General features: G+C 68.7%; 24 protein-coding genes and 2 pseudogenes. 20 read left to right on the top strand and 6 right to left on the bottom strand.

Translation table 11 applies throughout. The features are described 5' to 3' along the window. The first annotated feature begins 185 nt into the window (after positions 1 to 185). A complete protein-coding gene (locus OG488_RS30780; protein ID WP_329234742.1) occupies positions 186 to 956 on the top strand; it encodes a hypothetical protein in 771 nt (256 codons plus the stop codon). Between the two features lie 62 nt (positions 957 to 1,018). On the opposite strand, the gene gcl is transcribed toward OG488_RS30780, so the two are convergent. Next, on the bottom strand, positions 1,019 to 2,803 hold the full coding sequence (gene gcl, locus OG488_RS30775; protein WP_329234740.1) for a glyoxylate carboligase: 1,785 nt from the start codon (positions 2,801 to 2,803) through the stop codon (positions 1,019 to 1,021). Positions 2,804 to 3,060: 257 nt separating this feature from the next. Between gcl and OG488_RS30770 the strand changes: the two genes are divergently transcribed. Both OG488_RS30770 and OG488_RS30765 read left to right on the top strand, forming a co-directional pair. Continuing rightward, complete coding sequence (locus OG488_RS30770; protein ID WP_329234738.1) at positions 3,061 to 3,804, top strand: hypothetical protein; 744 nt, start codon at positions 3,061 to 3,063, stop codon at positions 3,802 to 3,804. A gap of 71 nt (positions 3,805 to 3,875) precedes the next feature. Beyond that, on the top strand, positions 3,876 to 4,097 hold the full coding sequence (locus OG488_RS30765) for a hypothetical protein (RefSeq protein ID WP_329234735.1): 222 nt from the start codon (positions 3,876 to 3,878) through the stop codon (positions 4,095 to 4,097). A 20-nt stretch (positions 4,098 to 4,117) separates the two neighbouring features. Here OG488_RS30765 and OG488_RS30760 read toward each other — a convergent pair. After that, positions 4,118 to 5,044 (bottom strand): annotated as a pseudogene (locus tag OG488_RS30760) (AMP-binding protein); the annotation flags it as partial. A 28-nt stretch (positions 5,045 to 5,072) separates the two neighbouring features. On the opposite strand from OG488_RS30760, the gene OG488_RS30755 reads away from it, so the two are divergent. The 10 genes from OG488_RS30755 to OG488_RS30710 all read left to right on the top strand — a co-directional run bounded on the left by OG488_RS30755 (position 5,073) and on the right by OG488_RS30710 (position 12,870). After that, positions 5,073 to 6,338 carry a hypothetical protein gene (locus tag OG488_RS30755; protein WP_329234732.1) on the top strand — a complete coding sequence of 422 codons (1,266 nt, stop codon included), beginning with the start codon at positions 5,073 to 5,075 and terminating at the stop codon, positions 6,336 to 6,338. Beyond that, entirely contained in the window at positions 6,335 to 7,729 is a 1,395-nt protein-coding gene (locus OG488_RS30750; RefSeq protein ID WP_329234729.1) for a recombinase family protein, read from the top strand. Before OG488_RS30755 ends, OG488_RS30750 begins: the two co-directional genes overlap by 4 nt. A gap of 298 nt (positions 7,730 to 8,027) precedes the next feature. Further along, on the top strand, positions 8,028 to 8,237 hold the full coding sequence (locus OG488_RS30745) for a hypothetical protein (RefSeq protein WP_329234727.1): 210 nt from the start codon (positions 8,028 to 8,030) through the stop codon (positions 8,235 to 8,237). Further along, positions 8,221 to 8,724, top strand: a complete 504-nt coding sequence (locus OG488_RS30740; protein WP_329234725.1) for a DUF6879 family protein — start codon at positions 8,221 to 8,223, stop codon at positions 8,722 to 8,724. The genes OG488_RS30745 and OG488_RS30740 overlap by 17 nt, the downstream gene beginning before the upstream one ends. After that, positions 8,721 to 9,554, top strand: coding sequence for a helix-turn-helix domain-containing protein (locus OG488_RS30735; RefSeq protein ID WP_329234722.1), 834 nt, complete (start codon positions 8,721 to 8,723; stop codon positions 9,552 to 9,554). The genes OG488_RS30740 and OG488_RS30735 overlap by 4 nt, the downstream gene beginning before the upstream one ends. Before the next feature lie 289 nt (positions 9,555 to 9,843). Then, positions 9,844 to 10,071, top strand: coding sequence for a DUF7848 domain-containing protein (locus OG488_RS30730; RefSeq protein WP_329234719.1), 228 nt, complete (start codon positions 9,844 to 9,846; stop codon positions 10,069 to 10,071). Positions 10,072 to 10,778: 707 nt separating this feature from the next. Then, a complete protein-coding gene (locus tag OG488_RS30725) occupies positions 10,779 to 10,961 on the top strand; it encodes a helix-turn-helix transcriptional regulator (protein ID WP_329234716.1) in 183 nt (60 codons plus the stop codon). Further along, positions 10,958 to 11,197: a hypothetical protein gene (locus OG488_RS30720; protein WP_329234714.1), complete on the top strand. Its 240-nt coding sequence runs from the start codon at positions 10,958 to 10,960 to the stop codon at positions 11,195 to 11,197. Before OG488_RS30725 ends, OG488_RS30720 begins: the two co-directional genes overlap by 4 nt. 109 nt (positions 11,198 to 11,306) lie before the next feature. Then, complete coding sequence (locus OG488_RS30715) at positions 11,307 to 12,170, top strand: hypothetical protein (protein ID WP_329234712.1); 864 nt, start codon at positions 11,307 to 11,309, stop codon at positions 12,168 to 12,170. Positions 12,171 to 12,666: 496 nt separating this feature from the next. Beyond that, the gene (locus OG488_RS30710; protein ID WP_329234709.1) at positions 12,667 to 12,870 is read left to right on the top strand and encodes a hypothetical protein; all 204 of its coding nucleotides are present in this window, start codon (positions 12,667 to 12,669) and stop codon (positions 12,868 to 12,870) included. A gap of 179 nt (positions 12,871 to 13,049) precedes the next feature. On the opposite strand, the gene OG488_RS30705 is transcribed toward OG488_RS30710, so the two are convergent. Next, on the bottom strand, positions 13,050 to 13,253 hold the full coding sequence (locus OG488_RS30705; protein ID WP_329234707.1) for a hypothetical protein: 204 nt from the start codon (positions 13,251 to 13,253) through the stop codon (positions 13,050 to 13,052). Positions 13,254 to 13,722: 469 nt separating this feature from the next. Between OG488_RS30705 and OG488_RS30700 the strand changes: the two genes are divergently transcribed. From OG488_RS30700 to OG488_RS30680, 5 genes are all read left to right on the top strand, one after another. Beyond that, positions 13,723 to 13,944 (top strand): hypothetical protein, encoded by a 222-nt coding sequence (locus tag OG488_RS30700; RefSeq protein WP_329234704.1) that lies wholly within the window; start codon positions 13,723 to 13,725, stop codon positions 13,942 to 13,944. Positions 13,945 to 13,947: 3 nt separating this feature from the next. Continuing rightward, positions 13,948 to 14,379 carry a hypothetical protein gene (locus tag OG488_RS30695; protein ID WP_329234701.1) on the top strand — a complete coding sequence of 144 codons (432 nt, stop codon included), beginning with the start codon at positions 13,948 to 13,950 and terminating at the stop codon, positions 14,377 to 14,379. Positions 14,380 to 14,836: 457 nt separating this feature from the next. Next, complete coding sequence (locus tag OG488_RS30690) at positions 14,837 to 15,301, top strand: hypothetical protein (protein ID WP_329234698.1); 465 nt, start codon at positions 14,837 to 14,839, stop codon at positions 15,299 to 15,301. 161 nt (positions 15,302 to 15,462) lie between these two features. Then, positions 15,463 to 16,059: a hypothetical protein gene (locus OG488_RS30685; protein ID WP_329234695.1), complete on the top strand. Its 597-nt coding sequence runs from the start codon at positions 15,463 to 15,465 to the stop codon at positions 16,057 to 16,059. Between the two features lie 226 nt (positions 16,060 to 16,285). After that, positions 16,286 to 16,924, top strand: coding sequence for a hypothetical protein (locus tag OG488_RS30680; protein WP_329234692.1), 639 nt, complete (start codon positions 16,286 to 16,288; stop codon positions 16,922 to 16,924). 414 nt (positions 16,925 to 17,338) lie between these two features. Here the strand turns inward: OG488_RS30680 and OG488_RS30675 are convergent. Together OG488_RS30675 and OG488_RS30670 are read right to left on the bottom strand one after the other, a co-directional pair. Then, positions 17,339 to 18,046, bottom strand: a pseudogene (locus OG488_RS30675) (AMP-binding protein); the annotation flags it as partial. Next, positions 18,043 to 19,719 (bottom strand): AMP-binding protein, encoded by a 1,677-nt coding sequence (locus OG488_RS30670; protein WP_329234687.1) that lies wholly within the window; start codon positions 19,717 to 19,719, stop codon positions 18,043 to 18,045. The pseudogene OG488_RS30675 and the gene OG488_RS30670, both read right to left, overlap by 4 nt. A gap of 104 nt (positions 19,720 to 19,823) precedes the next feature. Here OG488_RS30670 and OG488_RS30665 point away from each other — a divergent pair, with 104 nt between their 5' ends. Further along, complete coding sequence (locus OG488_RS30665; protein ID WP_329234684.1) at positions 19,824 to 20,669, top strand: helix-turn-helix transcriptional regulator; 846 nt, start codon at positions 19,824 to 19,826, stop codon at positions 20,667 to 20,669. Positions 20,670 to 20,720: 51 nt separating this feature from the next. On the opposite strand, the gene OG488_RS30660 is transcribed toward OG488_RS30665, so the two are convergent. Then, positions 20,721 to 21,839: a winged helix DNA-binding domain-containing protein gene (locus tag OG488_RS30660; RefSeq protein ID WP_329234681.1), complete on the bottom strand. Its 1,119-nt coding sequence runs from the start codon at positions 21,837 to 21,839 to the stop codon at positions 20,721 to 20,723. Positions 21,840 to 21,946: 107 nt separating this feature from the next. Here OG488_RS30660 and OG488_RS30655 point away from each other — a divergent pair, with 107 nt between their 5' ends. Continuing rightward, on the top strand, positions 21,947 to 22,816 hold the full coding sequence (locus OG488_RS30655; protein ID WP_329234678.1) for a DMT family transporter: 870 nt from the start codon (positions 21,947 to 21,949) through the stop codon (positions 22,814 to 22,816). Position 22,817: the final 1 nt, after the last annotated feature.

Here is a 22,817-nt window from a genome sequence, read left to right as displayed (position 1 = left end):
GATCCGGCCGTGCCGGGCGGGGATGGAGCGTGCCCATGGTTCGCGGCACGCCCCATGAGGCGCGCCCAGGCGCACGGGGCCCGCGCCGCACGGCCGATGTGTGCCCCCGGCCGACGCCTCGGAACTGCCGTACATGAGTACGGAAGCGGGATGGCGGTCACCGTCCCCGTACCCACAATGACCGTATGAGATTACCGGGTTCATCCGTCCGCGCCTCCGGAGGGCGATCCGCCGCAGCGGCCCTCCTGCTCTCTCTCTCCGTCTCCGCGTGCTCCTCCGAGGACCGCGCCACGAGTCCGGAAGAGGTACGTGAGCTCGCGAACGGTGCTCCCGCACGGAAGGCGCGCCAGGAGGTCGAGGCTCATCTACGGGCCACCGTGCGCGCGTACGACGAGGAGACGCCCCTCGACCTCGGCCTGGTGACGGTGAACGACACGTGCGTCGGTGGCGGGGAGAAGGAGTGGTTCTTCCGGACCGGCGACGACCGGTACAGGATCCGCTGTCTCCTGCACGTCACCGCCTGGTTCGGAGCGGACCCCGCCCGGATCGCCGATGTCCTGGACGGGGTCTTCACGGCGGGCGACCGCGCCGCCTCGGCCGGAGCCCCGGCCGCCTCGGTCCCCTTCGGCCAGGGCGACCACCACCGGCGCCTCGTCGACTACTACCGGGGCCGCGGCCCGAACCCGACGGGCCCGGACACCCCTGAGCCGGCCCAGATCTCCGACACGTCCCAGACCTTGTCCTGGGACACCGTACGCAGTTCCGCGAGGACTCCGGTCGAGGAGCCGGAGGCGTGCGTGGACGACGGTCCGCCCGTGACGCGGTGCCTGCGCGAGCCCGCGTCGACGACGGTGGCGGAGGTGCGCGCGCGCCACGGGATGGTGTTCCGGCTGGACCTCGGGAACGCCGAGTACTACAAGGTGTCGAAGGGCGAGGACCCGGCGCGGACCGGCTGACGGGCGTACGGCCGCGGCCCCCGCCCCCCGTCGGAGGGGGCGGGGGCCGCGGCCGTGCGGGGTCAGGCCTTCGTCAGCGGACGGATCGCCGTCGGCGCGTGACCGGGCTCGGACGCCACGTCCTCGAACTCGTTGACGGACGCGATGTCCGTCCCGCTCATCGAGATGTTGGTGACCCGCTCCAGGATCGCCTCGACGACGACCGGCACCCGGTGCTCGGCCGCGAGCTTCTTCGCCTCCTCGAAGGCCGGCAGCAGCTGGTCCGGCTCGGTGACCCGGATCGCCTTGCAGCCGAGGCCCTCGACGACCTTGACGTGGTCCACGCCGTAGACGCCCAGCTCCGGGGAGTTGAGGTTCTCGAACTCCAGGTTGACCTGGAAGTCGATGTCGAAGTTGCGCTGCGCCTGCCGGATGAGCCCCAGGTAGGAGTTGTTCACCAGGACGTGGACGTAGGGGATGCGGTGCTGCGCGCCGACCGCGAGCTCCTCCAGCATGAACTGGAAGTCGTAGTCGCCGGAGAGGGCGACCACGGAGCCGTCCGGGTCGGCGGTGGCAACGCCCAGCGCGGCCGGGATCGTCCAGCCGAGCGGCCCGGCCTGGCCGCAGTTGATCCAGTGGCGCGGCCGGTAGACGTGCAGCATCTGCGCGCCCGCGATCTGGGAGAGACCGATGGTGCTGACGTACCGGGTCTCGGGGCCGAACGCCCGGTTCATCTCCTCGTACACGCGCTGCGGCTTCAGCGGCACGTTGTCGAAGTGCGTACGGCGCTGGAGGGTGGCCCTGCGCTCCTGCGTGGACGCGGCCCACCGCGAGCGGTCCTTGAGCTTCCCGGCCGCCTTCAGCTCGCGCGCCACCTCGACGAAGAGCTCCAGGGCCGCCTTGGCGTCGGAGGCGATGCCGAGGTCCGGGGCGAAGATCTTGCCGAGCTGGGTGGGCTCGATGTCGACGTGGACGAAGGTGCGGCCCTTCGTGTAGACGTCCAGCTTGCCGGTGTGGCGGTTGGCCCAGCGGTTGCCGATGCCGAGGACGAAGTCGGACTCCAGGAAGTTCGCGTTGCCGTAGCGGTGCGAGGTCTGGAGGCCGACCATGCCGGCGTTCAGCTCGTGGTCGTCGGGGAGGATGCCCCAGCCCATCAGGGTGGGGACGACCGGGACGCCGGTCAGCTCGGCGAACTCCACCAGCAGGGCGGAGGCGTCGGCGTTGATGATGCCGCCGCCGGCGACGAGCAGCGGGCGCTCGGACGCGTTGAGCATCTCGACGGCCCGCTCGATCTGCCTGCGGCTCGCGGCGGGCTTGTGGACGGGCAGCGGTTCGTACAGCTCGGGGTCGAACTCGATCTCGGTGAGCTGCACGTCGATCGGCAGATCGATGAGGACCGGTCCCGGCCGGCCGGTACGCATCAGGTGGAAGGCCTGCTGGAAGACGCCCGGGACCTGCGCGGCCTCCAGGACGGTGGTCGCGGCCTTCGTCACCGGGGCGGCGATCGACGCGATGTCGACGGCCTGGAAGTCCTCCTTGTGCAGGACCGCCGTGGGCGCCTGCCCGGTGATGCAGAGGATCGGGATCGAGTCGGCGATGGCCGAGTAGAGGCCGGTGATCATGTCGGTGCCGGCGGGCCCCGACGTACCGATGCAGACGCCGATGTTCCCGGCCGCGGCGCGGGTGTAGCCCTCCGCCATGTGGGAGGCGCCCTCGACGTGGCGGGCGAGGGTGTGGTGCACCCCGCCGGAGGCCTTGAGGGCCGCGTAGAACGGGTTGATCGCCGCACCCGGCACGCCGAACGCGTTGCTGACGCCTTCGCGCTTGAGGATCTCAACTGCCGCTCGGGCAGCGGTCATACGAGGCATGAGTGCTCCTGCTCGGACCTGGTGGAGTCGGGCTCTGTCGCGCCACCTGAGAGCTCGAATTCCGCATTACGGAAACTTAGTTCTGCTATACGGAATCAACTTAGGGCCGCCCCGGACCGTCGTCAAGGGAGGGCGGCGGAACGGGCCGGGACCATCGGGCCGAAGTGCCCGATTCCCTCCCCCGGACGTCGCTCCTGGTGGACGATGGGGGTACGGAACGCAGTCGCCGCCACAGAGGCGGAAGGAAGGGGCAGCACGTGGAGTCCGTACCGGTGCGCTGTCCGGTCTGCCGCCGGGACCACGCGTTCGTCACGCCGGTGTACCCCTGCCCGTGCGGCTCCCCGACCGCCCCGCCGCTGATGCGCGGCGCCCCGGCCGTGGTCATCACGCACCGCACCTGGAACGACGACTGGGTGAGCGTGCGCTGCCACTCCTGCGGGCGGCGCGACCAGTGGCCGCACCCCGAACTCTGCTGCCCCTGCGGCACGGTGCTCCGGGTGCCCGTGCGCCCGGTGGCGCGCGGCGCCGAACCGCCGCCCACCGCGGCAGGCACCCCCGGCCCGTCCCGCACACCCCTGCCGCGCACGGCCGCGCATCCGCGTCCGTCGTTCCGGCCCCTGGTGATACGGACGGCCCGCGACGCGGTGAACACCGCGGCGCTCTATCTGAGGTGGCTGGGCTTCCGCGACGTCGTCCAGCCCGAGGTGCGGCCCAGCTCCCGGATAGACCTGCGGGCCGCCGGCCTCATCGCCCAGGTCGACGCGACCACACGGCCGACCGCCCTGCGGGACGTGGAGTGCCTCTGGCTCAACGCCCTGAACACCTCGGTGCACAGCGCCCTGTTCTCGCTGGCCGGCTACACCGACGAGGCGCGCTCACGTGCGGACGGCCTCGCGATCCCGCTGTTCGTACTGGACCTCACGGGCACACCGCAGCCGTTGAACGGCCCCGCGGAGGAATGGGTCAGCGCCGGGCCCCGACCGCCCGGCGCCGTCGAATGATTTCGGTCACCTGTGCCCTGCCAGCCGCATATGTTCGAGCTGTTGTCAGTATGAGGACGTACAGTGAAGGCATGGTCTTAACTCTCCGGCTTCCCACCCCCACGACCCCTGTTTTTCTGACCCAGCCCACCCATCCGTCCGCCGTCGAGGCCAACGAGGCGATCCGCGCGCTCGTCGACTCGCGGGCCGGCCAGGACTGGACCTCGGTGGAGGCCGCGGAGTACGAGGTACTGCTCATCGAGTGGGCGGCCGCGACCCAGGACATAGGCTCCGGCGTCATCGAGGCCGCCTGATCCCACGGCTCCCGCAGGGGTCAGGACGAGAGACCCTGGGCGCCGTAGCCTTCCCGTAGTTCGACCTTCCGGACCTTGCCGCTGACGGTCATCGGGAACGCCTCGAGAATCCGCAGCCCGCGCGGCACCTTGTAGTGCGCCAGCCGCTCGCGGCAGTACTCCTGCACCTCGTCGAGCGTCGGCGGATCGGCCGGATCCCTGGGAATCACGCAGGCCAGGATCTCCTCGCCGTACCGCTCGTCCGGCACCCCGACCACCTGGACGTCCGCGATCCCGGGGTGACCGTGGAGGAACTCCTCGATCTCGCGCGGGTAGACGTTCTCACCACCCCGGATGATCATGCCCTTGATCCGGCCGACGATCCGCACGTACCCGTCCTCCCGCATCACCGCGAGGTCCCCGGTGTGCATCCAGCGTCCCGCGTCGACGACTTCGGCGGTGCGCTCCGGCTGGTCCCAGTAGCCGAGCATCACGCTGTAGCCCCGGGTGTGCAGTTCGCCGGCCTCGCCACGCGGCAGGGTCACCCCCGACACGGGGTCGACCACCTTCACCTCGATGTGCGGCATCACCCTGCCGACCGTGCCGGTGCGGCGCTCCAGGTCGTCGTCCCGGCGGGTCTGGGTGGAGACGGGCGAGGTCTCCGTCATGCCGTAGCAGATGGACACCTCGTCCATGTGCATCTCACCGACGACCCTCTTCATCACCTCGACCGGACAGGGCGAACCGGCCATGATCCCGGTGCGCAGCGAGGAGAGGTCGTACGAGGCGAAGCCGGGCAGATCGAGCTCCGCGATGAACATCGTGGGCACGCCGTAGAGCGAGGTGCAGCGCTCCTGCTGGACGGCGGCCAGCACCGCGGCCGGCTCGAAGGCGGGTGCGGGGATCACGATGCAGGCGCCGTGCGAGGTGATGCCGAGGTTCCCCATGACCATGCCGAAGCAGTGGTAACCTTTCGAAGCACACGGAGGAACCACGATGATCGAGATCACCTGGCACAAGGACGCCAAGGCCAACACGTACTACGCCACGCACAACGGCAAGCGCATCGCTACGGCCCGCAAGGAAGCCACGGGTAGCGCGTGGATCGGGACTGTCGTCGGTCTCGGCTTCCCGTTCGGTGGCCGTCGCCTCATGGACGTGAAGGAGCTGGCACAGCGGCACGTCGAGCGCATCTACGGCGGAGGTGAGTGGACCCTCTTCCCTGCTCGTGATCTGAAGCCCGGCATGATCCTCGGTCGCGACACGTGGAAGGACGGGGACCGGGAGGTCGTCTCTGTCGATGTCGACACCGAGGCGCAGACGGTCTCTGTCGAGCTCACCTCCGAGGGTGCTCGGGAACTCGGATTCACCCTGGACGACACATGCGCCATTGACGCCATGGTCCGGGTCAAGGTGCAGCTTCCCGAGACCGAGGAGACTCCCGCCAGTGTCGACGCCCCTCCGGTCGAGCCAACTCCCGAGACTGTGCGGTGCGATGCACGCCGACCCGGCAACGAGCGACTCGGATGCATCCGGATGGCAGGGCACAACGGTGCGCACAGCGACCCGGTAGCCGTGGGGTGGAGCGATGCAGTCGGCACCGCCCCGATGGGACAGAGCACCGGCAAGACCGCGGCCCCGGTGACCGCGTGCGGTCGGCATCGCCTCGGTTGGGAGCGTCCTGGACCGGGCGCCCGACGCCTTCCCTGCACCCTCCCTACCGGGCACACGCAGCCTCACCGCGACGCCTTCGGTAAGTCGTTCGTTCGTAGCGAGGATGACGTGACCAAGGACAACTTGACCGCGCCCGTGGCACCCGAGATCGGGCAGGTGATCGACCTGCACCGCTTCACCGCGATCGTGGACGTGATCGCCGGTACGGGCGTCCTGATCGCTCCCCCGGCATCCAACGGTCTGAGCGTGTCTGCCGGTGACGCCTCCCTGCATGACGCACTTCTCGCCGACGTCATGCGACGTCTTGCACCGCTCAGCGTCGAGGCGCTCGCAGGGAGGACGGTGGCCTGTCCCTCGAAGGAGTCACCGAGGACGGCCGGAAGGTGTTCAGCCTCTGCCTGTCCGACTCGATCGCGGCTGAGCCCGACTTCGAAGAGGTCGCCTGCTCCATCGAGGCGCTGCGGCAGGCCGCCTGTCTTGACGGGCTCACCGAGTAGTGGAGACCTGCGGGAGGGGTCGGCTACGGCTGGCCCCTCCCCGCTCGGCCATCATGGAACGCAGACCGGAGCAGGAGAGAGCACCCGATGAACGTCACGATCTACGTCCGACTGTCGCAGGATCGCCACGGCGACAGCCTCGGCGTGGAGAGGCAGGAGGCGGAGTGCCGCGCCTTCGCCGAGGCGCGCGGCTGGACCGTGCGGGAAGCGTTGTCCGACAACGACATCAGCGCCACGAAGGGCAAGGTTCGCCCCGGCTTCGAGGCACTGTTGATGTCCAAGCCCGAGGCCGTCTTGGTCTGGCACACTGACCGGCTCATCCGCGTAACCCGCGACCTTGAGCGAGTGATCGATCTCGGGGTCAACGTCCACGCGATCCACGCTGGTCACCTCGACCTGTCGACTCCGGCCGGTCGCGCGGTTGCCCGTACGGTCACAGCCTGGGCGACGTACGAGGGTGAGCAGAAGGCGATTCGACAGATCGCGTCGAACGTCCAAGCAGCTCGGGCAGGCAAGCCCTACACAGCCGGTATCCGCCCCTTCGGCTACGGCGACGACCACATGACCGTGATGCCCAAGGAGGCTGCTGCGATCGTCGAGGGGGCTCAAATGATCCTTGCCGGTGAATCCCTGTCTGCCGTGGCCCGAGCCTGGAATGAGGCTGGTCTGATCTCGCCTCGCTCAAAGGCGCAGAGCACGAAGGCGGAGGGTTGGACTCTGCGAGGAGTGAAGAACCTACTCACCTCCCCTCGGTACATCGGGCAGCGCACCTACCGGGGCGATGTGGTCGGCGAGGCGGAGTGGCCCTCGATCCTGGATGAGGCGACGCACTACGCGTGCGTCGCCATCCTCAACAGCCCCGACCGGTTCTCTGGTGGACGCCGTACCGGCCGAGTGCCCGGAACCCTGCTCGCCGGTATCGCGCTCTGCGGAGAGTGCGGAGAGACGGTCAATGGCCGTGGCTACCGAGGGGCACCCGTCTACGGGTGCAAGGCGACACACACCAGGACTCCCCGAGAGCTCGCCGACAAGCGGGTCGGTAACTCCGTCCTGGCAAGGCTCGTCTTCCCCGACTTCCTACCGTCCATCTTGGCCGCGAACGCCGAGCAGGACGGCGACTCGGCACACCTCCACGTCGAGGCGAAGAATCTTCGCGAACGGCTCGACGGCTTGGCTCTGGCCTACGCGGAGGGGGCGATCAGCCTGTCTCAGATGACGGCCGGTACCGAGGCGATCAGGGCCAAGCTCGACACCGTCGAGGGCAAGCTGACGAACGTCACCGGCCTGCCCCCCATCGACCCCGTGGCGGGCATCGCTGGACTCATCGAAGGGTGGCCGAACGCCCCGCTCCCGACTCGTCGTGCGTGGGTGGACTTCATCTTGGTCGTCACGCTCAATCCTGCGCGAGGCAGGCACGCACGGAACATGTCCATCGAGGATCACGTCACGGTGGAGTGGAAGCACAGCGAGCCCGAGGAGTAGGCGCTACGTAACGGCCGGCGGGGAGGCGGAGCCGAGCGGCCTGCCGGACCATTGAGCCCCGTTCCCTCACACCGAGGGGGCGGGGCTCCGCTCGTTCCCCTCGAAGCTCTGTGCGCCCTCTGGGCGCCTCAGTTCATGCAGAGACGTGCATACCCGCGTTCATGGGTAGACGGCCGTGGGTGGCGCTCGTACGGTCGTTGTCGACGGGCCCGACAGGGGCCGTGGAGGGACGGGCAGAGGCCCGCCCTCCGAAGCCGGTCAGCTCCGCTGATCCGGCACACAGACCAGGGGGTTACGCATGGCTGAGCGCGCAGGGCTTACCCGACTCACCGGCAATGGGAATGGCGAGTGCGGACAGGGCGACTGCCCGAACGTCTACCGCACCGCGTCCGGCTCGTTCGTGATGCAAGGCGATGTGTCCGGCGCCTTCACTCCGCCGCAGGGGGAAGGGCTTGTAGAGATCCCCGAGAGCGTTCTTCGGGAGGCTGTCCGTGCTCTTGGATGGTGACGACTGGCAGGCCAAGTTCCGCGACTTCCAGACGGAAGCGTGGCGACTGGAGACCCTGCCTCAGTACCTCGTACCGCAGGAAGCCGAGGAGTTCGAGGCGTTCAAGGCAGGGGCCCGGTTCCCCGGCCCTTACTCCGACTCCTGGACGGACATGGTCCGCACTCGGAAGGTGGGACGCGTGCACATCGTGCGTCGGCCGTTGAGCGATTACCTGCGCTTCGAGTTCGAGCGGTACTACCAGCACCAGGCACCGGCAGGAGAGGACATCCGCATTCTCGACCTGACGGACCGGCCCAACCCGCTACCGGACGACGTCGGCGACTACTGGATGTTCGACCGCTCGACGGTCGTGCTCATGCGCTACGAGGACGACGGCACGCAGGTTGGCCGGGAGCTGTACGAGGGTGACCCTGCGCCGTTCATCGAGTACCAGCGCCTCGCCGTCGCCGAGTCCGTCCCCTTCCTGGAGTACGTGAAGAGCGAGTGACGTTCGAGCCCGAGGAGCTCGGCAAGTCCCGGCAAGAGCTGGGCTCCATGCTCCGAGATCTACGCAAGGCGGCCGGTCTCTCTGGGGACCGGCTCGCCGCGCGTTGCGCCATGTCTCAGTCGAAGGTGAGCCGCATCGAGAACGGGCAGACCCGCCCGACCCTCGTTGACATCGAGGCGCTTCTGATCGCCCTCGAAGCTCCGCCCGAAGTGGTGGCGGAAGTGTCCGCCCTCACCCGTACGGCGAACACTGAATGGCAGGACGCGCGAGGGCTCCGCCGGAAGGGGCTCGACAAGAAGCAACGGGAGTTGGCCGGGCTCGAAGCGTCGTCGGCAGAGTTCCGGTTCTTCCTGCTCTCGATGATCACCGGCCTACTCTCGACGCCGGAGTACATCAGGGCGAGCCTGGCCCACATCCCCGGTGACCACAGCAAGGCCATCGCCCGGAAGCTGGAGCGACAGGAAGTCCTGTACGACCGATCGAAGCGGTTCACGTTCCTTCTGACCGAGCAGGCGGCACGGTCCCCGTTCCTTGCTGCCGACGCGATGGCCGTACAGGTTGACCGCCTCGCCTCCCTCACACACCTGCCGAACGTGCACCTCGGCGTGATCCCGATGGACACCCCGCTACCGGGGTGCCCCCTGAACACCTTCACGATCTACGACGGCCGGCTGGCTACGGCGGAGATGTCCACGGGCGTCATGGTGTTCCGCGATCCAAGGGACGTGCGGGCGTACGCCGAGGAGTTCGCTGGGTACGAGGGGCGCGCTCTGTTCGGCGAAGAGGCGAGAGCAAAGCTCGCCGAGTGGTCCGCTGCCTGCCGTGCGTGAGTTCATGCCACAACGCGACTGAACCGCACCCTCGACCTCGTCTCGGGCGATTCTCATCCCGAGACACGCAACCGGGGAGGTCGCACGGAATGAGCGCACGACAGACGGCAATGTCGGGACCGGTGAACCTGGCGCTTCCGCTCCCGCCGCCCGAAGCGGCGGCGAACTGCGAGGTGTGCACGGCGCTGGTCAAGCAACGACAGGCGGCACGGGACAGAGGGGATCTGTCGGGAGCGACAGACGCCGATGTGGAGATCCGCAACCACCCGCACCGAACGAGGAGGGGGCGTTGGCCCGCTCCATCGTCCGCTTCGTGAAGCACCGGATCACGCAGCACCCGGATACGGACGTCACCTTCGAGGCCGAGTGTCTGGCGTACGAGTGTGAGTGGAAGGCGTCGCCCTCGACGGACGGCGCGGCCGTCGACATCGAGTGCATGAGCCATACCGGCCGGACAGGGCATGGGAGCTTCCGGCGCCTCTGCACTTCCTTCGCTCTCGTCGAGCGGGCCGAGTAGAGCTCCGGCCCCCCCTCGGGACGGCGAGCGAGACTCCGAGGCGTGTCGGGCGTAGAGCCCCTGTCGGCCTCCCCCGTGGCCGGCAGGGGCTCCCGTGTGAGCTGCGTCTCTCTTCTGCGATCGATGCGGACTTTTCCTTGATCAACTCCTACCAGTAAGTGAGGGCCTTTCATTCCTCGGGCGGCAGGTGACCGGGGTCACGGCGAAGCGACCCGGACAAGCGTCCCGCTCATCCGGACTTGTAAGTAGGGGGAGCGAGGCGCAGCCGAGCGACCCCGGCATTGAGCGTGACTGGCGTCACGCCGGCCGCACCCTGACTCACGGCCCGCTCGCTCCGTATCAGTAAGTAGGAGCGAGGCGCAGCCGAGCGACCCCAACGGCAAGCATGATTGGCGTCACGTCGAAAGCGTCCTGACTTCCGCCCTGCTCGATGGCTCTTTGTAGGTAGAGGAGCGAGCGACCAAGCGCCGTAGAGGCTGGGCCCCTGGCGGGGCCGCAAGCCGAAGCCACTTACCCCCAAGCCTTCAACGACAGGGCCTCTCTCACCCTGTCATCCCCGAGTCGAGCCCGGTGTCACTCCTCCCGCCGAGTGCTCCTCGTGACCGAAGCCCTGCCGACACCTCCCGCCTCCTGGGTAGTCGGCAGGGCTTCTCTCATTTGCTCTCAACAGAACATCACCGCTGTCTACGTGAAGGGAGGTCCCGCAAGTGGATCTCGATGGGAAGTACCTGACCACCCCGGAAGCCGCTCGTCGGCTCGGCATCGCTCCGGCCACGATGAGGGTCTGGCGCTCGGAAGGGCGAGGCCCCGCGTACGTGCGCGTCGGCGGAACGATCGTCTACCGCGAAGACGTCATCGCCCGTGCCGTCAAGGAGCGTGGCGCTCGATGACCCAACGCTCTACCGGCTACTGGGCGCCGACCTCGGTTGCGGCGGATTGGCTCGGTGAGCGTCACATGCTCGTCCGCCTCTTCGCCTTCCATTGCCGGATCGAGGGCAAGCTCCCCGAGGCGGTCCACCACGAACCGACGCTCCGGCCAGCAACCGCGCTGAATACCGAGTGGATCTACGAAAACTTCGACGAGTGGTCTGCGGCTTACGCCGCCTGGCGCAGACGTCGCCGCTGACCCCGAGCCGGCCGTTCCGGCCGACCACGACTCACCCCTGAACTACACGCCCTCTGGCCCGATGCCAGGGGGTTTCTGTATGCACATCAACCGAAGGAGCACAACCGCAGTGGCTACCACCAAGACGACGACCAAGTCCTTCGCCGACGCCATCACGGCGGCCGAGCGTGACGCCGCCCTCAAGGCGAGCAAGGCACAGACGGAGCTCTCCGAGCTCCGCGACAACATCGAGCGATGGAACGATGCCTACTACGAGGCGACCGGCGTGGTGCAGGGCATGAGGGCCCGCTTCGCCCGAGGCATCGAGACGGCGACCCCGGCCGAGTTCGCCGAAGCCCTCGCGGCCGAGGAGCGCGCAAAGCTCCTCGCGAACAAGCACATCAACAACACCAATCCTGACGGCGAGGACCCGCGCATCCAGCGCGCCGAGCGCGCCCTTCCCCCGTCCGACAAGAAGGTGGCGAAGGCGGTGGCGTCCGCTCTCCTGGAGGCGAACACCTTCCCCGCCGCGCAGGTGTTCTCGACCTTCGCCGACGTGCGCGCCCTCGTGCCGACCGAGGCCGACGCTCCGGTCCTGATCGTCAGCCAGTCGGAAAGCTCCTGGGACGGCACGTACACGGACCGGCAGTACAAGCGCCGCGACATCGTTCCTGGCGTCACCTACAGCGCAACGGTCACCGTCACCCTGTACCGACGCCCCGAGCACCGCGACATCGTCCCTGAGCGCATTGTCCGGGCCCTGCGGAAGGTTGGCGGAGAGGTTCTGAACCCCGACTCCCTGAACGTCCTCATGCGGAGCGTGGGGGACGGCTTGGAGAAGGATGAGGTCCGCTTCACTGTGAAGCAGATCGAGGATCCGAACGTCGACCCCGAGCTGAAGGCTCGGCGTGACGACTGGTACGCGTCCAGGCGACCCACGCTGTCCACCGGCCCGCAGAGCGGCATGGACATCTTCATGGGCCTGGGCCGATGAGCCTCTGATCGGCCGTTGAGTGTCGCCCCTGGAATGGTCCGCTTCCGGGGGCGGTGCTGAACGGCCCGATCAAGGGCTGTCACACACAGGAGGCAACCCCGCATGACAGTCGTCGCTCTCGTCGCCTACATCGCCGCTCTCGTCACGCTCGTACGTGCAACCGCCGATCTGCTCGTCACACCGGGAGCACCGGCGCGTAAGACCGACTGACCAAGCTCGACCAACAGAGAGGCGCCCCGTCACGCAGGGGGCGCCTCTTCGTCATGCCCCAAGGAGGAAACCACCAGCATGAGTAAGACAACGATCTCCGTCCGCCACACCGACGTCACACGCGAGCAACTCGCAGAGACTCAGCGCATGACCGGCAGTACGACGACAGCCGAAGTCGTCACACAGGCGCTCGACCTCTACCTGTCGTACCTGAAAATGCCTGCCGGAGCGCCCTTTGTGGCGACCGGTCACACGTGTGTCCGACCGGCGCGAGGGAGTGTCACGCATGAGTCGTAAGGCATACCTCGACGTCCGCAAGACAACGGCACCCGAGCTGTCGAACCTGCCGGTCGGCACCATTGTCGATTTGCCGGTAGGTACCGGCCGACTCCTCTTCCGTCACACAGCCGACGGGCGCTACTGCCCCGTCTCCGGCTCGGGTGTACCGGCCTGGTTGCTCGTCGAGGTGGCCGAGATGCTGGCGCCGTGACCACGCTTCGCTCGGCCAGCGCCCTACCCGCTCGTCGAGCGCAAGGAGCCCCCTCTCGCTCGGCAAGACGCCACCCCTGGCCAACCACCAGGGAACCGAGACTTCACGTTCAAGGCAAGTCAGACGACAGACCCTTGAACGCCGCATGCCCCCACCACAAGGCAGGGGCAGACGGTAGGTCATTCGCGCTTCTTCCTGAACTCATCCGCTACAGCGCGGATGGACCGGACAGCCACGACGGCCTTCTTGGCGATCGGTGGAATCCGGTCGAGGACTCGCTCGAACACCACCAGCGCGGCCATTGAGACCGCACCGACGATCGCCCAGTATTCAGTATTCATTTTCACTCCAGAAAAAGAAATTTTGACGTTGTCACCCGCCAAGATTTCTTCTCCTTTCCGGCGTCTGACGATACAGCAGCTTGCCCCTGGAGCGCCAACACGCAGGTGAAGGGCATGATTTCGAGGGTGAGAAATGGCAGCCATTACGCCGCTCACTCCCGAAGAGATTGACGCCCTGGAGCCCCAATACCTCGGACCTGCCTGGCAGAAGGACACCTTCAACCGTTCGAAGCTCCCCGAGATCATGCTCGGCTGTCAGATTGCCGACTGGTGCGAAGTTGGCCGGATCAGTCAGCATCATGTAGAAACTCTCTTCCGCCTCTTCGAGGCGCACCGTAGCTCACGCCGCGCGACGGCGGTTGAGCTGGCCACTCCGAGAGAGGCCGCCATCCCGAGGGGCTGGCAGGGGAAGCCGAGGGCACCCCGAGCGTGAACGGACACGCGATCAACCATCACCGCGCCGAGGCGTAGCTACGTGCTGCCTCGGCCTCTTGAAGGAGGTCGCACACCCGTGCCCAAGACCAACCCCGCCGCCCCTTCCTGGGTCGGCCATACGTCCCGCTACCTCACGCTCCCCGCGAGCGATCCGTTCCGGCTCTCCCCTCGGAAGCTGGCCCGGAAGTGCTCCATCCCCGCAGCCGAGTTCGAGTCCGGGCTTCGCTCCCTTCAGGAAGAGGGGTTCCTCCGGCGCCTCGGATACGACACCTGGCAGCTCGCCCGGCCGGTGCGGTGACCCGTGCTGGAAGACCTGTTCCCCAAGATCGAGGAGAACCGAGCCAGGCTGCGGAAGCGCGGGTACGCCCTGGCGGCCGAGCACTACCCGCCGACCGGGCAGGCGTCCCGGTGGTACGCCGACGTGATCCAGTGCGTACCTCGCAGCGGCCAACTGGTGGCGAAGCAGCTTGCCCGACTCTGCGGCGAGGACTCCCGCGTAACCGTTCCGTGGCGCTCGCTGGCCGATGCCGTGGGCGTCCGGGACAGCGCCGGTCGAGAGCGCGCATACACCGAGCGAGGCGTTCAGGCGCTCGTCAAGTCCGGGTGGCTGGCGGTCGAGACGATCGGCGCCAAGCGTGGAGCGAAGACGACGTTCAGCCTGGAGCCCGGAGACCGGGCCACGGAGTGGCTGGGTGGGGTCGACGTTGACGACTGGCTCGACGAAGCGGCCTGAGAACTTTTGGCCAGAGTAGGAAGCCCTGCTCGTCGAGAACTTTTGGCCAGAGTAGAGAGCCCGGCGCTCAGCCGATCCACTCCGAGTTTTGGCCAGAGTAGGAAGTCCCAGAGTCAGAGCACGGTCGTGCTCGGCTCCTGGCGGAGCCTCCGCGCGGACCGACACAGTCTGTCTTCGGCAACGGCGAGGCGGAGCCTCGAAGCGTCTCCACCTGAGCCCGGCCGGTAGGCCGGGACTTCCGGAAGCCGCCTTGCCCGCTTGTTCTCTGGGGCCGTGGGCCCCACTTCCCGAAGCCGCTTGCGCTCTTTCGAGGACTGCCGCCTGTCGGCTCCTGGCGGAGCCTCGGGCTCGCAGTGCATTACCTGCATCCCTTCGCCGTCGCGTACATCCCGTACGCCGCTGGCTCTCTACCCAGTGCCGCCGACAGGCGGCCCTACCCAAGGAGGTAAAGCACCCCATGAACGACTACTCCCCGATCGTCACCGCCGATGGACGCAAGCTGTGCGGCATCGAGTCGTGCGGCCGGCCGCATCGCGTGCGCGGCCTCTGTCTGGCGCACGGTCAGCGTGTCCGCGTGCACGGCGATCCGCAGGCCGACAAGCCGTTGCGCTCCCATTCCTCGCGTCCCTGGAAGGGCGACGACGTCTCGTACGTCGGTGCCCACAACCGAGTGACTCGCGAGCACGGCAAGGCTGCCGAGTGGAAGTGTGCTTGCGGCTGTGGCCGACAGGCCACTGACTGGGCGTACCTCGGGACCGATCCGGCGGCGAAGGTCGACGAGACCGCCTGCCTGTACTCCGTCAGCCCTGACCACTACGCACCGTTGGCGAAGTCGTGCCATCGCAGGTTCGATGCCTGGCAGGCGCAGCGCCGTACCGGCGTCCCCCTGGGCGCCGCCATCATCGAGGCGATGGCCGCTTGAGTCGACCGGACCCCCGCATTTCTCGGGGCGATGGGCCGGTGCCTGGCTTCAGTCCCAGGTCAGGCACCTCCGCCCCCGTGGATCGGCCAGCTGGCGCAGGACGGTAACCAAGTCGCAGGAATTCAGTACGAGTTGGCCCGCCTTGTCGCCACACTGAAGGGATGGACGAACTGTATGTGGTCAGGCACCTGCCGACCTGGCATGAGGAGCCGGAGCCGGACGACGAGTACGACAACGGCACGGACCACAAGACCCTGTACGCCCTCTTCGGGCTGGCCATCTACAAGGCCAACGTTCTCGAACACTCGCTCGTGAACTTGCTCGCGATCACCAAAATCGTCTCGGCAAGGGAGCAGGGGGAGCAGCTCATGCGCGACCCCTGGGCTCAGGGCTTCAAAGACATGATGGGGAAGCTCATCAAGCGAGTGGAGGCGCACACCACCGCCTACCCGGAAGTCGGCAACGACCTCACCAACAGCCTGAAGCGGCGCAACTTTCTGGTTCACAACTTCTGGCGCGAGCGCATCCAAGAGACGATCGCCCAGGCAAGCAGGGCCAAGCTGTGCGCAGACCTGAAGGCGGACTGCCGACTGTTCACTCAGACGGATGAGCGCTTCAGCGAGAGGGTCCTTCACCCCGTGATGGAGAGCGTCGGGGTCACGGCCGAGGACATCCAAGCCGAGTACTTGAAGGAGCGCCGCGAGGCGATGGCGCGCTACGGGACCGGGGCGTTCACGGCCGAGGAAGAGCCAGCCTGACCGTCACGTTGGCTTTGCCCTCCAGACCGCTGCCGCCGAGCTGGCCACGGAGCCCCCGTCCCCCGACTCCCCGCTCGGCCGGCTGCGTCTCTTCGCCGCCGCCAACCCCGAGCTGAAGCTGAGTCGTGGACACGTCCGCCAAGCTCTCGACGGCGGCACCCTCGGCTTGCGCGACTGAGCCCAACCACGTGCGGATAGAGGCGAGTTGACGTCTACAATCTGGACCATGCTGATGTCGGCTTCGGCCTGGTACGAGACATGGTCCTTCTGGCAGTTCGCCATCACCACGCTTGCTGCTCTCATGATTGGGGCCTTGGGGGCGTTTGCCACACTGCGGGCCGCAAACCCGAAACGGCGCCTTGACTTCGGCACAGGCCCCAGCGTGCCCCTCCTCATCGCCGCGCAGACCGGTGCGGGAACGTTGGAACTGACCCACAACGGCTCCCCTGTTGCATCCCCTCGGATCGTCGAGCTGAGGCTCCGGAATTCTGGGCGCCGCGACATTACGCAGTCACAGTTTCACGGTAACGACTCACTGAGGTTCGATTTCGGCGCACAGGTGGTTGGGGTGCTCGGAATGAAATCCTCTCCGGCCGGGACGATCGCCCCTTCGGTAAACCTTTTCGCGACCAGGCCGACCGTCGTAGAGATTCCACCATCCCTCTTGGCACGTAAGCAGGTCTTCGAGGTCACCCTCCTACTGGATGGGCCAGACGCAAAGGTGCGCTGCACGGCGGCGCCGCTGGTCGATGTCAAAATCCGACGTGGTCCCGTTCGGTCGATTTCGGACCTGATGTCAGTCCTCGCCTTGCTCTTCAGCGGTGTGTCCGTCCTTCTCGCGGCCGTCTTCTCGGCTCTGGCGTAGGCGTGAGCAGGCTCGGCGTCAACCCTGAAACCGTGGCAAGATCCCGGCCGGTAAGACTTGGCGGTCGGGAAGAACGCTTCCAAGGGGTCACTCCCCACCCCCCTCCGGCCGTGCGCTACCGTCCCGCGCCACGCCCATGACCGAGGGCGGGTCAGACGGCGCGCTGAGCTACGACGAGAACGCGAGCGAGCGAGAGCCCGGCGACGCCGCAACGGCTGGCAGGCAGGCGCTCAGCGGCTGGCCAGTCAGGCATCAGACAGACCAGAGCCCCGACTCTCTCGCACATCACGCGAGGGGTCGGGGCTCTTCCTGCCGTTGTGGACTGCGTCACATTCCAGGCACCTGGGCTTGACAGGAACTCAGCATTCATGGAGTAGTCATCTCGCCAGCACATACCCCGAAGGCGAACCATTCGAAGCAGTGGTAGAAGGGCACGGGCAGACAGACCCGGTCGTGTTCCGTGTAGGCGACCATCTCCCCGACGAAGTAACCGTTGTTGAGGATGTTGTGGTGGGAGAGCGTGGCTCCCTTGGGGAATCCGGTGGTTCCCGAGGTGTACTGGATGTTGATCGGGTCGTCGCACGACAACTCAGCCTCACGCGAAGCCAGTTGTTCCGGGGTCACGGACCTCGCGGCGGCCGTCAGCTCGTCCCAGGACGGATCGCCGATGTAGTGGACTGACCGCAGGGCGGGGCAGTCCGCGTGGACCTGCTCGACGAGGGACCGGTAGTCGCTCGTGCGGTGGGCGAGCGAGGCGGCCAGCACGGAGATCCCGGCCTGCCGGAGCACGTACGCCAGCTCGTGCGCGCGGTAGGCCGGATTGATGGTGACCATGACGGCGCCGATCCGGGCCGTGGCGTACTGGACGAGGACCCACTCGGGGCAGTTGACCGCCCAGATGCCGACGCGGTCGCCCTTGGCCACCCCGGACGCCATCAGCCCGCGCGCCAGCTCGTCGACGGCCGCACCGAACGCGGCGTACGTCCACCGGCGTCCCGACACCACGTCGACCAGGGCCTCCCGCTCCCCGAAGGCCTCGACGGCCCGGTCCAGGTTGCGCCCGATGGTGTCGCCGAGCAGGGCCGTGGTGCTCGTGCCGTGCGCGTAGGAGAGGCCGCTCATCGCAGGTCCCCCTCGTCGAACTCGGTGCCGGTCCCCCGCGCCGTGCGTTCGCGCAGCTCGATCCTGCGGATCTTCCCCGAGACGGTCTTGGGCAGTTCGGCGAACTCCAGCCGCCGGATGCGCTTGTACGGGGCGAGGACCGACCTGGAGTGCTCGAAGAGCACCTTGGCCGTGGCGGGCCCCGGCTCCCAGCCGTCGGCGAGCACGACGTACGCCTTCGGCACCGAGAGCCGCACCGGGTCGGGGGCGGGCACGACCGCGGCCTCCACGACCGCCTCGTGCTCCAGCAGGGCGCTCTCCAGCTCGAAAGGCGAGATCTTGTAGTCGGAGGCCTTGAACACGTCGTCGGCCCGGCCGACATAGGTGATGTAGCCGTCCGCGTCCCGGGAGCCGATGTCGCCCGTGCGGTAGTAGCCGCCCGCCATGGCCTCGGCCGTGCGGTCCGGGTCGCCGTGGTAGCCCGTCATCAGGCCGACCGGGGCCGCTGACAGATCGAGGGAGATCTCTCCCTCCGCCGCGCCCGGCTCGCCCGAGACCGGATCCAGCAGCTCGACCTTGAACCCGGGACTGGGCCGCCCCATGGAACCCGCCTTGAGCAGCTGTCCCGGGGTGTTGGCCACCTGGACGGCGGTCTCGGTCTGGCCGAAGCCGTCGCGGATGGTGACGCCCCAGGCCCGCCGGACGCTCTCGATGACCTCGGGGTTGAGCGGCTCACCGGCCGCGACGACCTCGCGCGGCGGTGTCTTCAGCTGCGCGAGGTCGGCCTGGATGAGCATCCGCCAGACCGTCGGCGGGGCGCAGAAGCTGGTGATCGCCGAGCGGTCCATCTCCGCCATCAGCCGGGCGGCGTCGAACCGCGTGTAGTTGAAGATGAAGACGGTGGCCTCGGCGCTCCACGGCGCGAAGAGGTTCGACCAGGCGTGCTTCGCCCAGCCGGGTGAGGAGATGTTCAGATGGACGTCGCCGGGCTTGAGGCCGATCCAGTACATCGTGGACAAGTGACCCACGGGGTACGAGACATGGGTGTGCTCGACGAGTTTCGGGCTGGCCGTGGTGCCGGAGGTGAAGTAGAGCATCAGGGGTTCGTCGGCGTCCGTCTCCCGGTCGGGCGTGAACCTCTCCGACGCCTCGTCGGCGCCGCCGTACGAGAGCCAGCCCTCGACGTCGTCCCCGACGGCGATCCGGGTGTAGTCGCCGGGCACCTCGTCGAACTTCGCCGCGTCCGCCGACCGTACGAGGACATGACGGACCCTGCCGCGCTCGACCCGGTCACGCAGGTCCACCGGCCCCAGCATCGGGGTGGCGGGGATGACGACGGCGCGCAGCTTCATCGCGGCCAGCGCCGTCTCCCACAGCTCGACCTGGTTGCCCAGCATGACGAGGATCCGGTCACCGGCGGCCACGCCCTGCTCCCGCAGCCAGTTCGCGGCCCGGTCGGAGCGGGCCGCCATCCGGGCGAAGGAGACCTCGGTGCGCCCGCCGTCCTCCTCCACGATGTGCAGGGCGGTGCGGTCGTTGTCCCGGGCGATGACGTCGAACCAGTCGAGTGCCCAGTTGAAGTGGTCGGGCCGGGGCCATGCGAAGCCCTCGTACGCCGCGGTGTAGTCCTCACGGTGCTCGATCAGGAAGTCCCGGGCCGCCCGGAACCTCTCCGTCGCACTCGTTGCCGGCATGTGCCCTCCTCGTCGCGAACCCGTCCTTTACCATCATGCGAACAGTGACCCAGATCTCACCACCCCCGAACGGGGGTGGGCCGACGGAGCGGGGAGTCATCGGCGTGCCGGAACCGGGCGAGGCGACCGAACTGCGGTCCGCCCTGCTGAGCCTGCGGCGGACGAGCGGGCTGCCCGTCGTCTTCGGCGGACTGCTGTCCGACGCCCGCCACGCCCGGATCGCCGAGCTCAGCGGGGCGCAGACGCCCGCGCTGCGGGGGCTCGTCATCTCCGCGGGGAGCGGGCTCGGCGGGAAGGCGATCGCCCTGTCGCGGCCGTGTGCCGTCACGGACTACCCCTCGTCGCGCCACATCAGCCACGAGTACGACACGGCCGTCGCCGCGGAGGGCCTCCGCTCGGTCGTCGCGGTGCCCGTCGTCGTGCGCCGGACGGTGCGCGGTGTGCTGTACGGAGCACTGCGCGAGCCCCTCACGCTCGGGGACCGTACGTTCGACGCGGTCGCCTCGTCGGCCCGGGACGTGGAGCAGGCACTGGCCGTCCGTGACGAGGTGCAGCACCTCCTGGCGTCGACCAGGGAGCGGATCACCGATCCCGGTACCGGAGCCGGCACCTGGGAGGGCGTCCGCGAGGCGCATCGCGAGCTGCGCGCCCTGGCCCCGAAGATCGTGGACCCGGCGTTGCGCGAGGAGTTGCTCGCGGTGTGCGGGCGGCTTGCGTCGGCCGCGGGGCCGGAGCGCGGTCCGTCCGCCGGGCCGGTGCGGCTCGCGCCGCGCGAGGTGGATGTGATCGCCTGCGTCGCGTCGGGGGCGACGAACGCCACAGCGGCAGGGCGCCTGGGGCTGAGGCCCGAGACGGTGAAGAGCTACCTGCGGTCGGCGATGCGGAAACTGGGGGCGCACACCCGGCTGGAGGCCGTGGTCGCGGCCCGCCGTGCGGGGCTGCTGCCGTAGCCGGCAGAGGGCGTCGTGTCCCCGTGACTCAGCCGGGCGGACCGAGGTGGCTCACTCCCCGAAGTCGACGAACGTGGCGAACCGGATGTCATGGGCGGGGGCCCGGGTCATGACGCCCAGCATGTCCACGGCCTCCTGGGTGATCGCCTCGCGCGTCGCCGGGCCGAGGTCTCCCAGGGCCTGCACCGTGACCGTCGCGTGGTCCGCCCTCTCGTCGAGGCGCCAGAGCGCCGCCAGGAAGCCGTCGGCCAGGACGGTCCCGTAGGCCTGGTTGCCCACGCCGTTGCGCCCCTTGTACGCGGACGGGATCACCCGGGTGCGGTCGGCGTGGCCGAGCAGGACGTTGTCGAACTCCGGGAGGAAGCGCGGCGGGGCCGGGGTCTCCGGGTCGGGGCGGGGGGCGTCGGGCAGGTCGAAGAGTTCGACGCCGTTCTCGTCGCGGAAGGTGACCAGGCCGGGTCGCAGGCGCTCGAAGACCTCCCGCATCCGGGTGAGCCCGGCCCACATCTGGAAGTCCTTCACCGAGGCCGGGCCGAAGGCACCGAGGTAGCGCAGCACGATCGTGTCGGGCGAGGCCGCCGGCTGCGGCGGGCTGTCCAGCCAGTGCCCGGCGGTCGTGAGGGCGACCTGCCCGCTGCGGCCCCACAGCCCCCGCGGCGTGACCTGGACGAGCGGCAGCCTGCAGCGGGCGGCGACCCCGAGCGACTGCGGGTCGGCGTCCGGCCAGTGGACGCGCAGCTCCTCCCGCAACTCCTTCATCGTGCGGGGCCGTTCCTCGACCAGTTCCGTGGCGAGCGAGGAGAGCCGGTCCAGGTCCACCCCGGTGAGCCCGCTCCGGAAGATGTTCAGCTCCCGGTCGCGCGCCGGCTGGACGAGGGGGCGCAGCGTGAGGGCGTCCTCCGCGGTGTGGGTGTGGATGGTCGAGCGCAGGGTGACGATCCTGACCACCTCACGGGACTCCATCAGCTCCGAGAGCGCCGCCGGGGCGAAGCCCTCGAGCCGGGAGAAGAGCTGGAAGTAGGGCGGCCGGGTGTTCTGGGCCTGCAGCCCCACCAGACGGCCGACGGCTTCCTTCACCGGCACGTCGGCACGGCTCAGCAGCAACTGACGCTCCATCGTGGCCCTGTTGAGCGCGCGGGTGGAGAGCACGGGAGCGTTTCCGGAGACCATGGTCCGCAGACTACGCGGGCACCCCGCGGTGCCGGCCCGGAACCGGCGACACCCCCACCGGTCCGCTCCACCACGGACTGCGGGGTGCCCGCCCTCATGATGGGGCGGTGATCAGCGTCCTGTTCGCCGTCCTCACCGCCCTCAGCAACGGCACCGCCTCGGTGCTGCAGCGCCGCGCCGCCCTGGAGGTGCCCGACAGCGAGGCGATGCGCCTGTCGCTGATCGGGCATCTGCTGCGGCAGAGGGTGTGGCTCGCCGGGATCGGGCTCGTGATCGTCGCGGCCGTGTGCCAGGCGGTGGCGCTGGCCACGGGTCCCATCGCCGTGGTCCAGCCGATCTTCGTGATCGAGCTGCCCGCCACCCTGGTCGTCGCCGGGTTCGTCATGCGGGTGGGGGTCCCGCGCCCGGTCTGGGCCGGGGTGGCCGCGGTGACGGCCGGCCTGGCGCTCGGCATGGCGGCTGCCGCGCCGGCCGGCGGCAGCGACGACGTGCAGGGGGCGGCCTGGATCCCGGCGCTGGTGGCGACCGGGATCTTCGAGGCCGTGCTGATCGTGACGGCACTCGGCACCCGGGGCAACGCCCGTGCCGCGCTGCTGGGCCTCGCCGCGGCCTGCGGGTACGCACTGACCGCGGCGCTGATGAAGGACGCCATGGCGCGGCTGGAGAGCGACGGCGCGGTCGCCCTGCTGACGGCGTGGCAGCTGTACGCCACGGCGGTGGCCGGTGTGGGCGCGCTGTTCCTCCTCCAGAACGCGCTCCAGGCCGGTTCGCTGGTCGCGGTGCAGCCGATGCTGACGCTCGGGGACGCCCTGATCAGCATCGCCTACGGGGTGACCCTGTTCGGCGAGGAGCTGCGTACCGGGTGGTGGCTCCTGCCCCAGCTGGCCGGGCTGGCCCTGATCGCCGTCGGCTGCGTGGTCCTCGCCCGCTCGCCGCTGGCGACCGCGAACGCCGCGCCGCCGCCCCGGGTGGAGTGAG

This window comes from Streptomyces sp. NBC_01460, assembly GCF_036227405.1.
GTDB lineage: Bacteria > Actinomycetota > Actinomycetes > Streptomycetales > Streptomycetaceae > Streptomyces.
This window is presented reverse-complemented; position numbering and strand designations above follow the sequence as displayed.

Coding starts and splice junctions, on each gene's coding strand:
- OG488_RS30690 (WP_329234698.1), top strand. CDS start 14,837: ATGAACGACTACTCCCCGATCGTCACCGCCGATGGACGCAAGCTGTGC.
- OG488_RS30660 (WP_329234681.1), bottom strand. CDS start 21,839: ATGGTCTCCGGAAACGCTCCCGTGCTCTCCACCCGCGCGCTCAACAGG.
- OG488_RS30670 (WP_329234687.1), bottom strand. CDS start 19,719: ATGCCGGCAACGAGTGCGACGGAGAGGTTCCGGGCGGCCCGGGACTTC.
- gcl (WP_329234740.1), bottom strand. CDS start 2,803: ATGCCTCGTATGACCGCTGCCCGAGCGGCAGTTGAGATCCTCAAGCGC.
- OG488_RS30765 (WP_329234735.1), top strand. CDS start 3,876: ATGGTCTTAACTCTCCGGCTTCCCACCCCCACGACCCCTGTTTTTCTG.
- OG488_RS30720 (WP_329234714.1), top strand. CDS start 10,958: ATGACCCAACGCTCTACCGGCTACTGGGCGCCGACCTCGGTTGCGGCG.
- OG488_RS30710 (WP_329234709.1), top strand. CDS start 12,667: ATGAGTCGTAAGGCATACCTCGACGTCCGCAAGACAACGGCACCCGAG.
- OG488_RS30755 (WP_329234732.1), top strand. CDS start 5,073: ATGATCGAGATCACCTGGCACAAGGACGCCAAGGCCAACACGTACTAC.
- OG488_RS30680 (WP_329234692.1), top strand. CDS start 16,286: ATGCTGATGTCGGCTTCGGCCTGGTACGAGACATGGTCCTTCTGGCAG.
- OG488_RS30685 (WP_329234695.1), top strand. CDS start 15,463: ATGGACGAACTGTATGTGGTCAGGCACCTGCCGACCTGGCATGAGGAG.
- OG488_RS30750 (WP_329234729.1), top strand. CDS start 6,335: ATGAACGTCACGATCTACGTCCGACTGTCGCAGGATCGCCACGGCGAC.
- OG488_RS30745 (WP_329234727.1), top strand. CDS start 8,028: ATGGCTGAGCGCGCAGGGCTTACCCGACTCACCGGCAATGGGAATGGC.
- OG488_RS30780 (WP_329234742.1), top strand. CDS start 186: ATGAGATTACCGGGTTCATCCGTCCGCGCCTCCGGAGGGCGATCCGCC.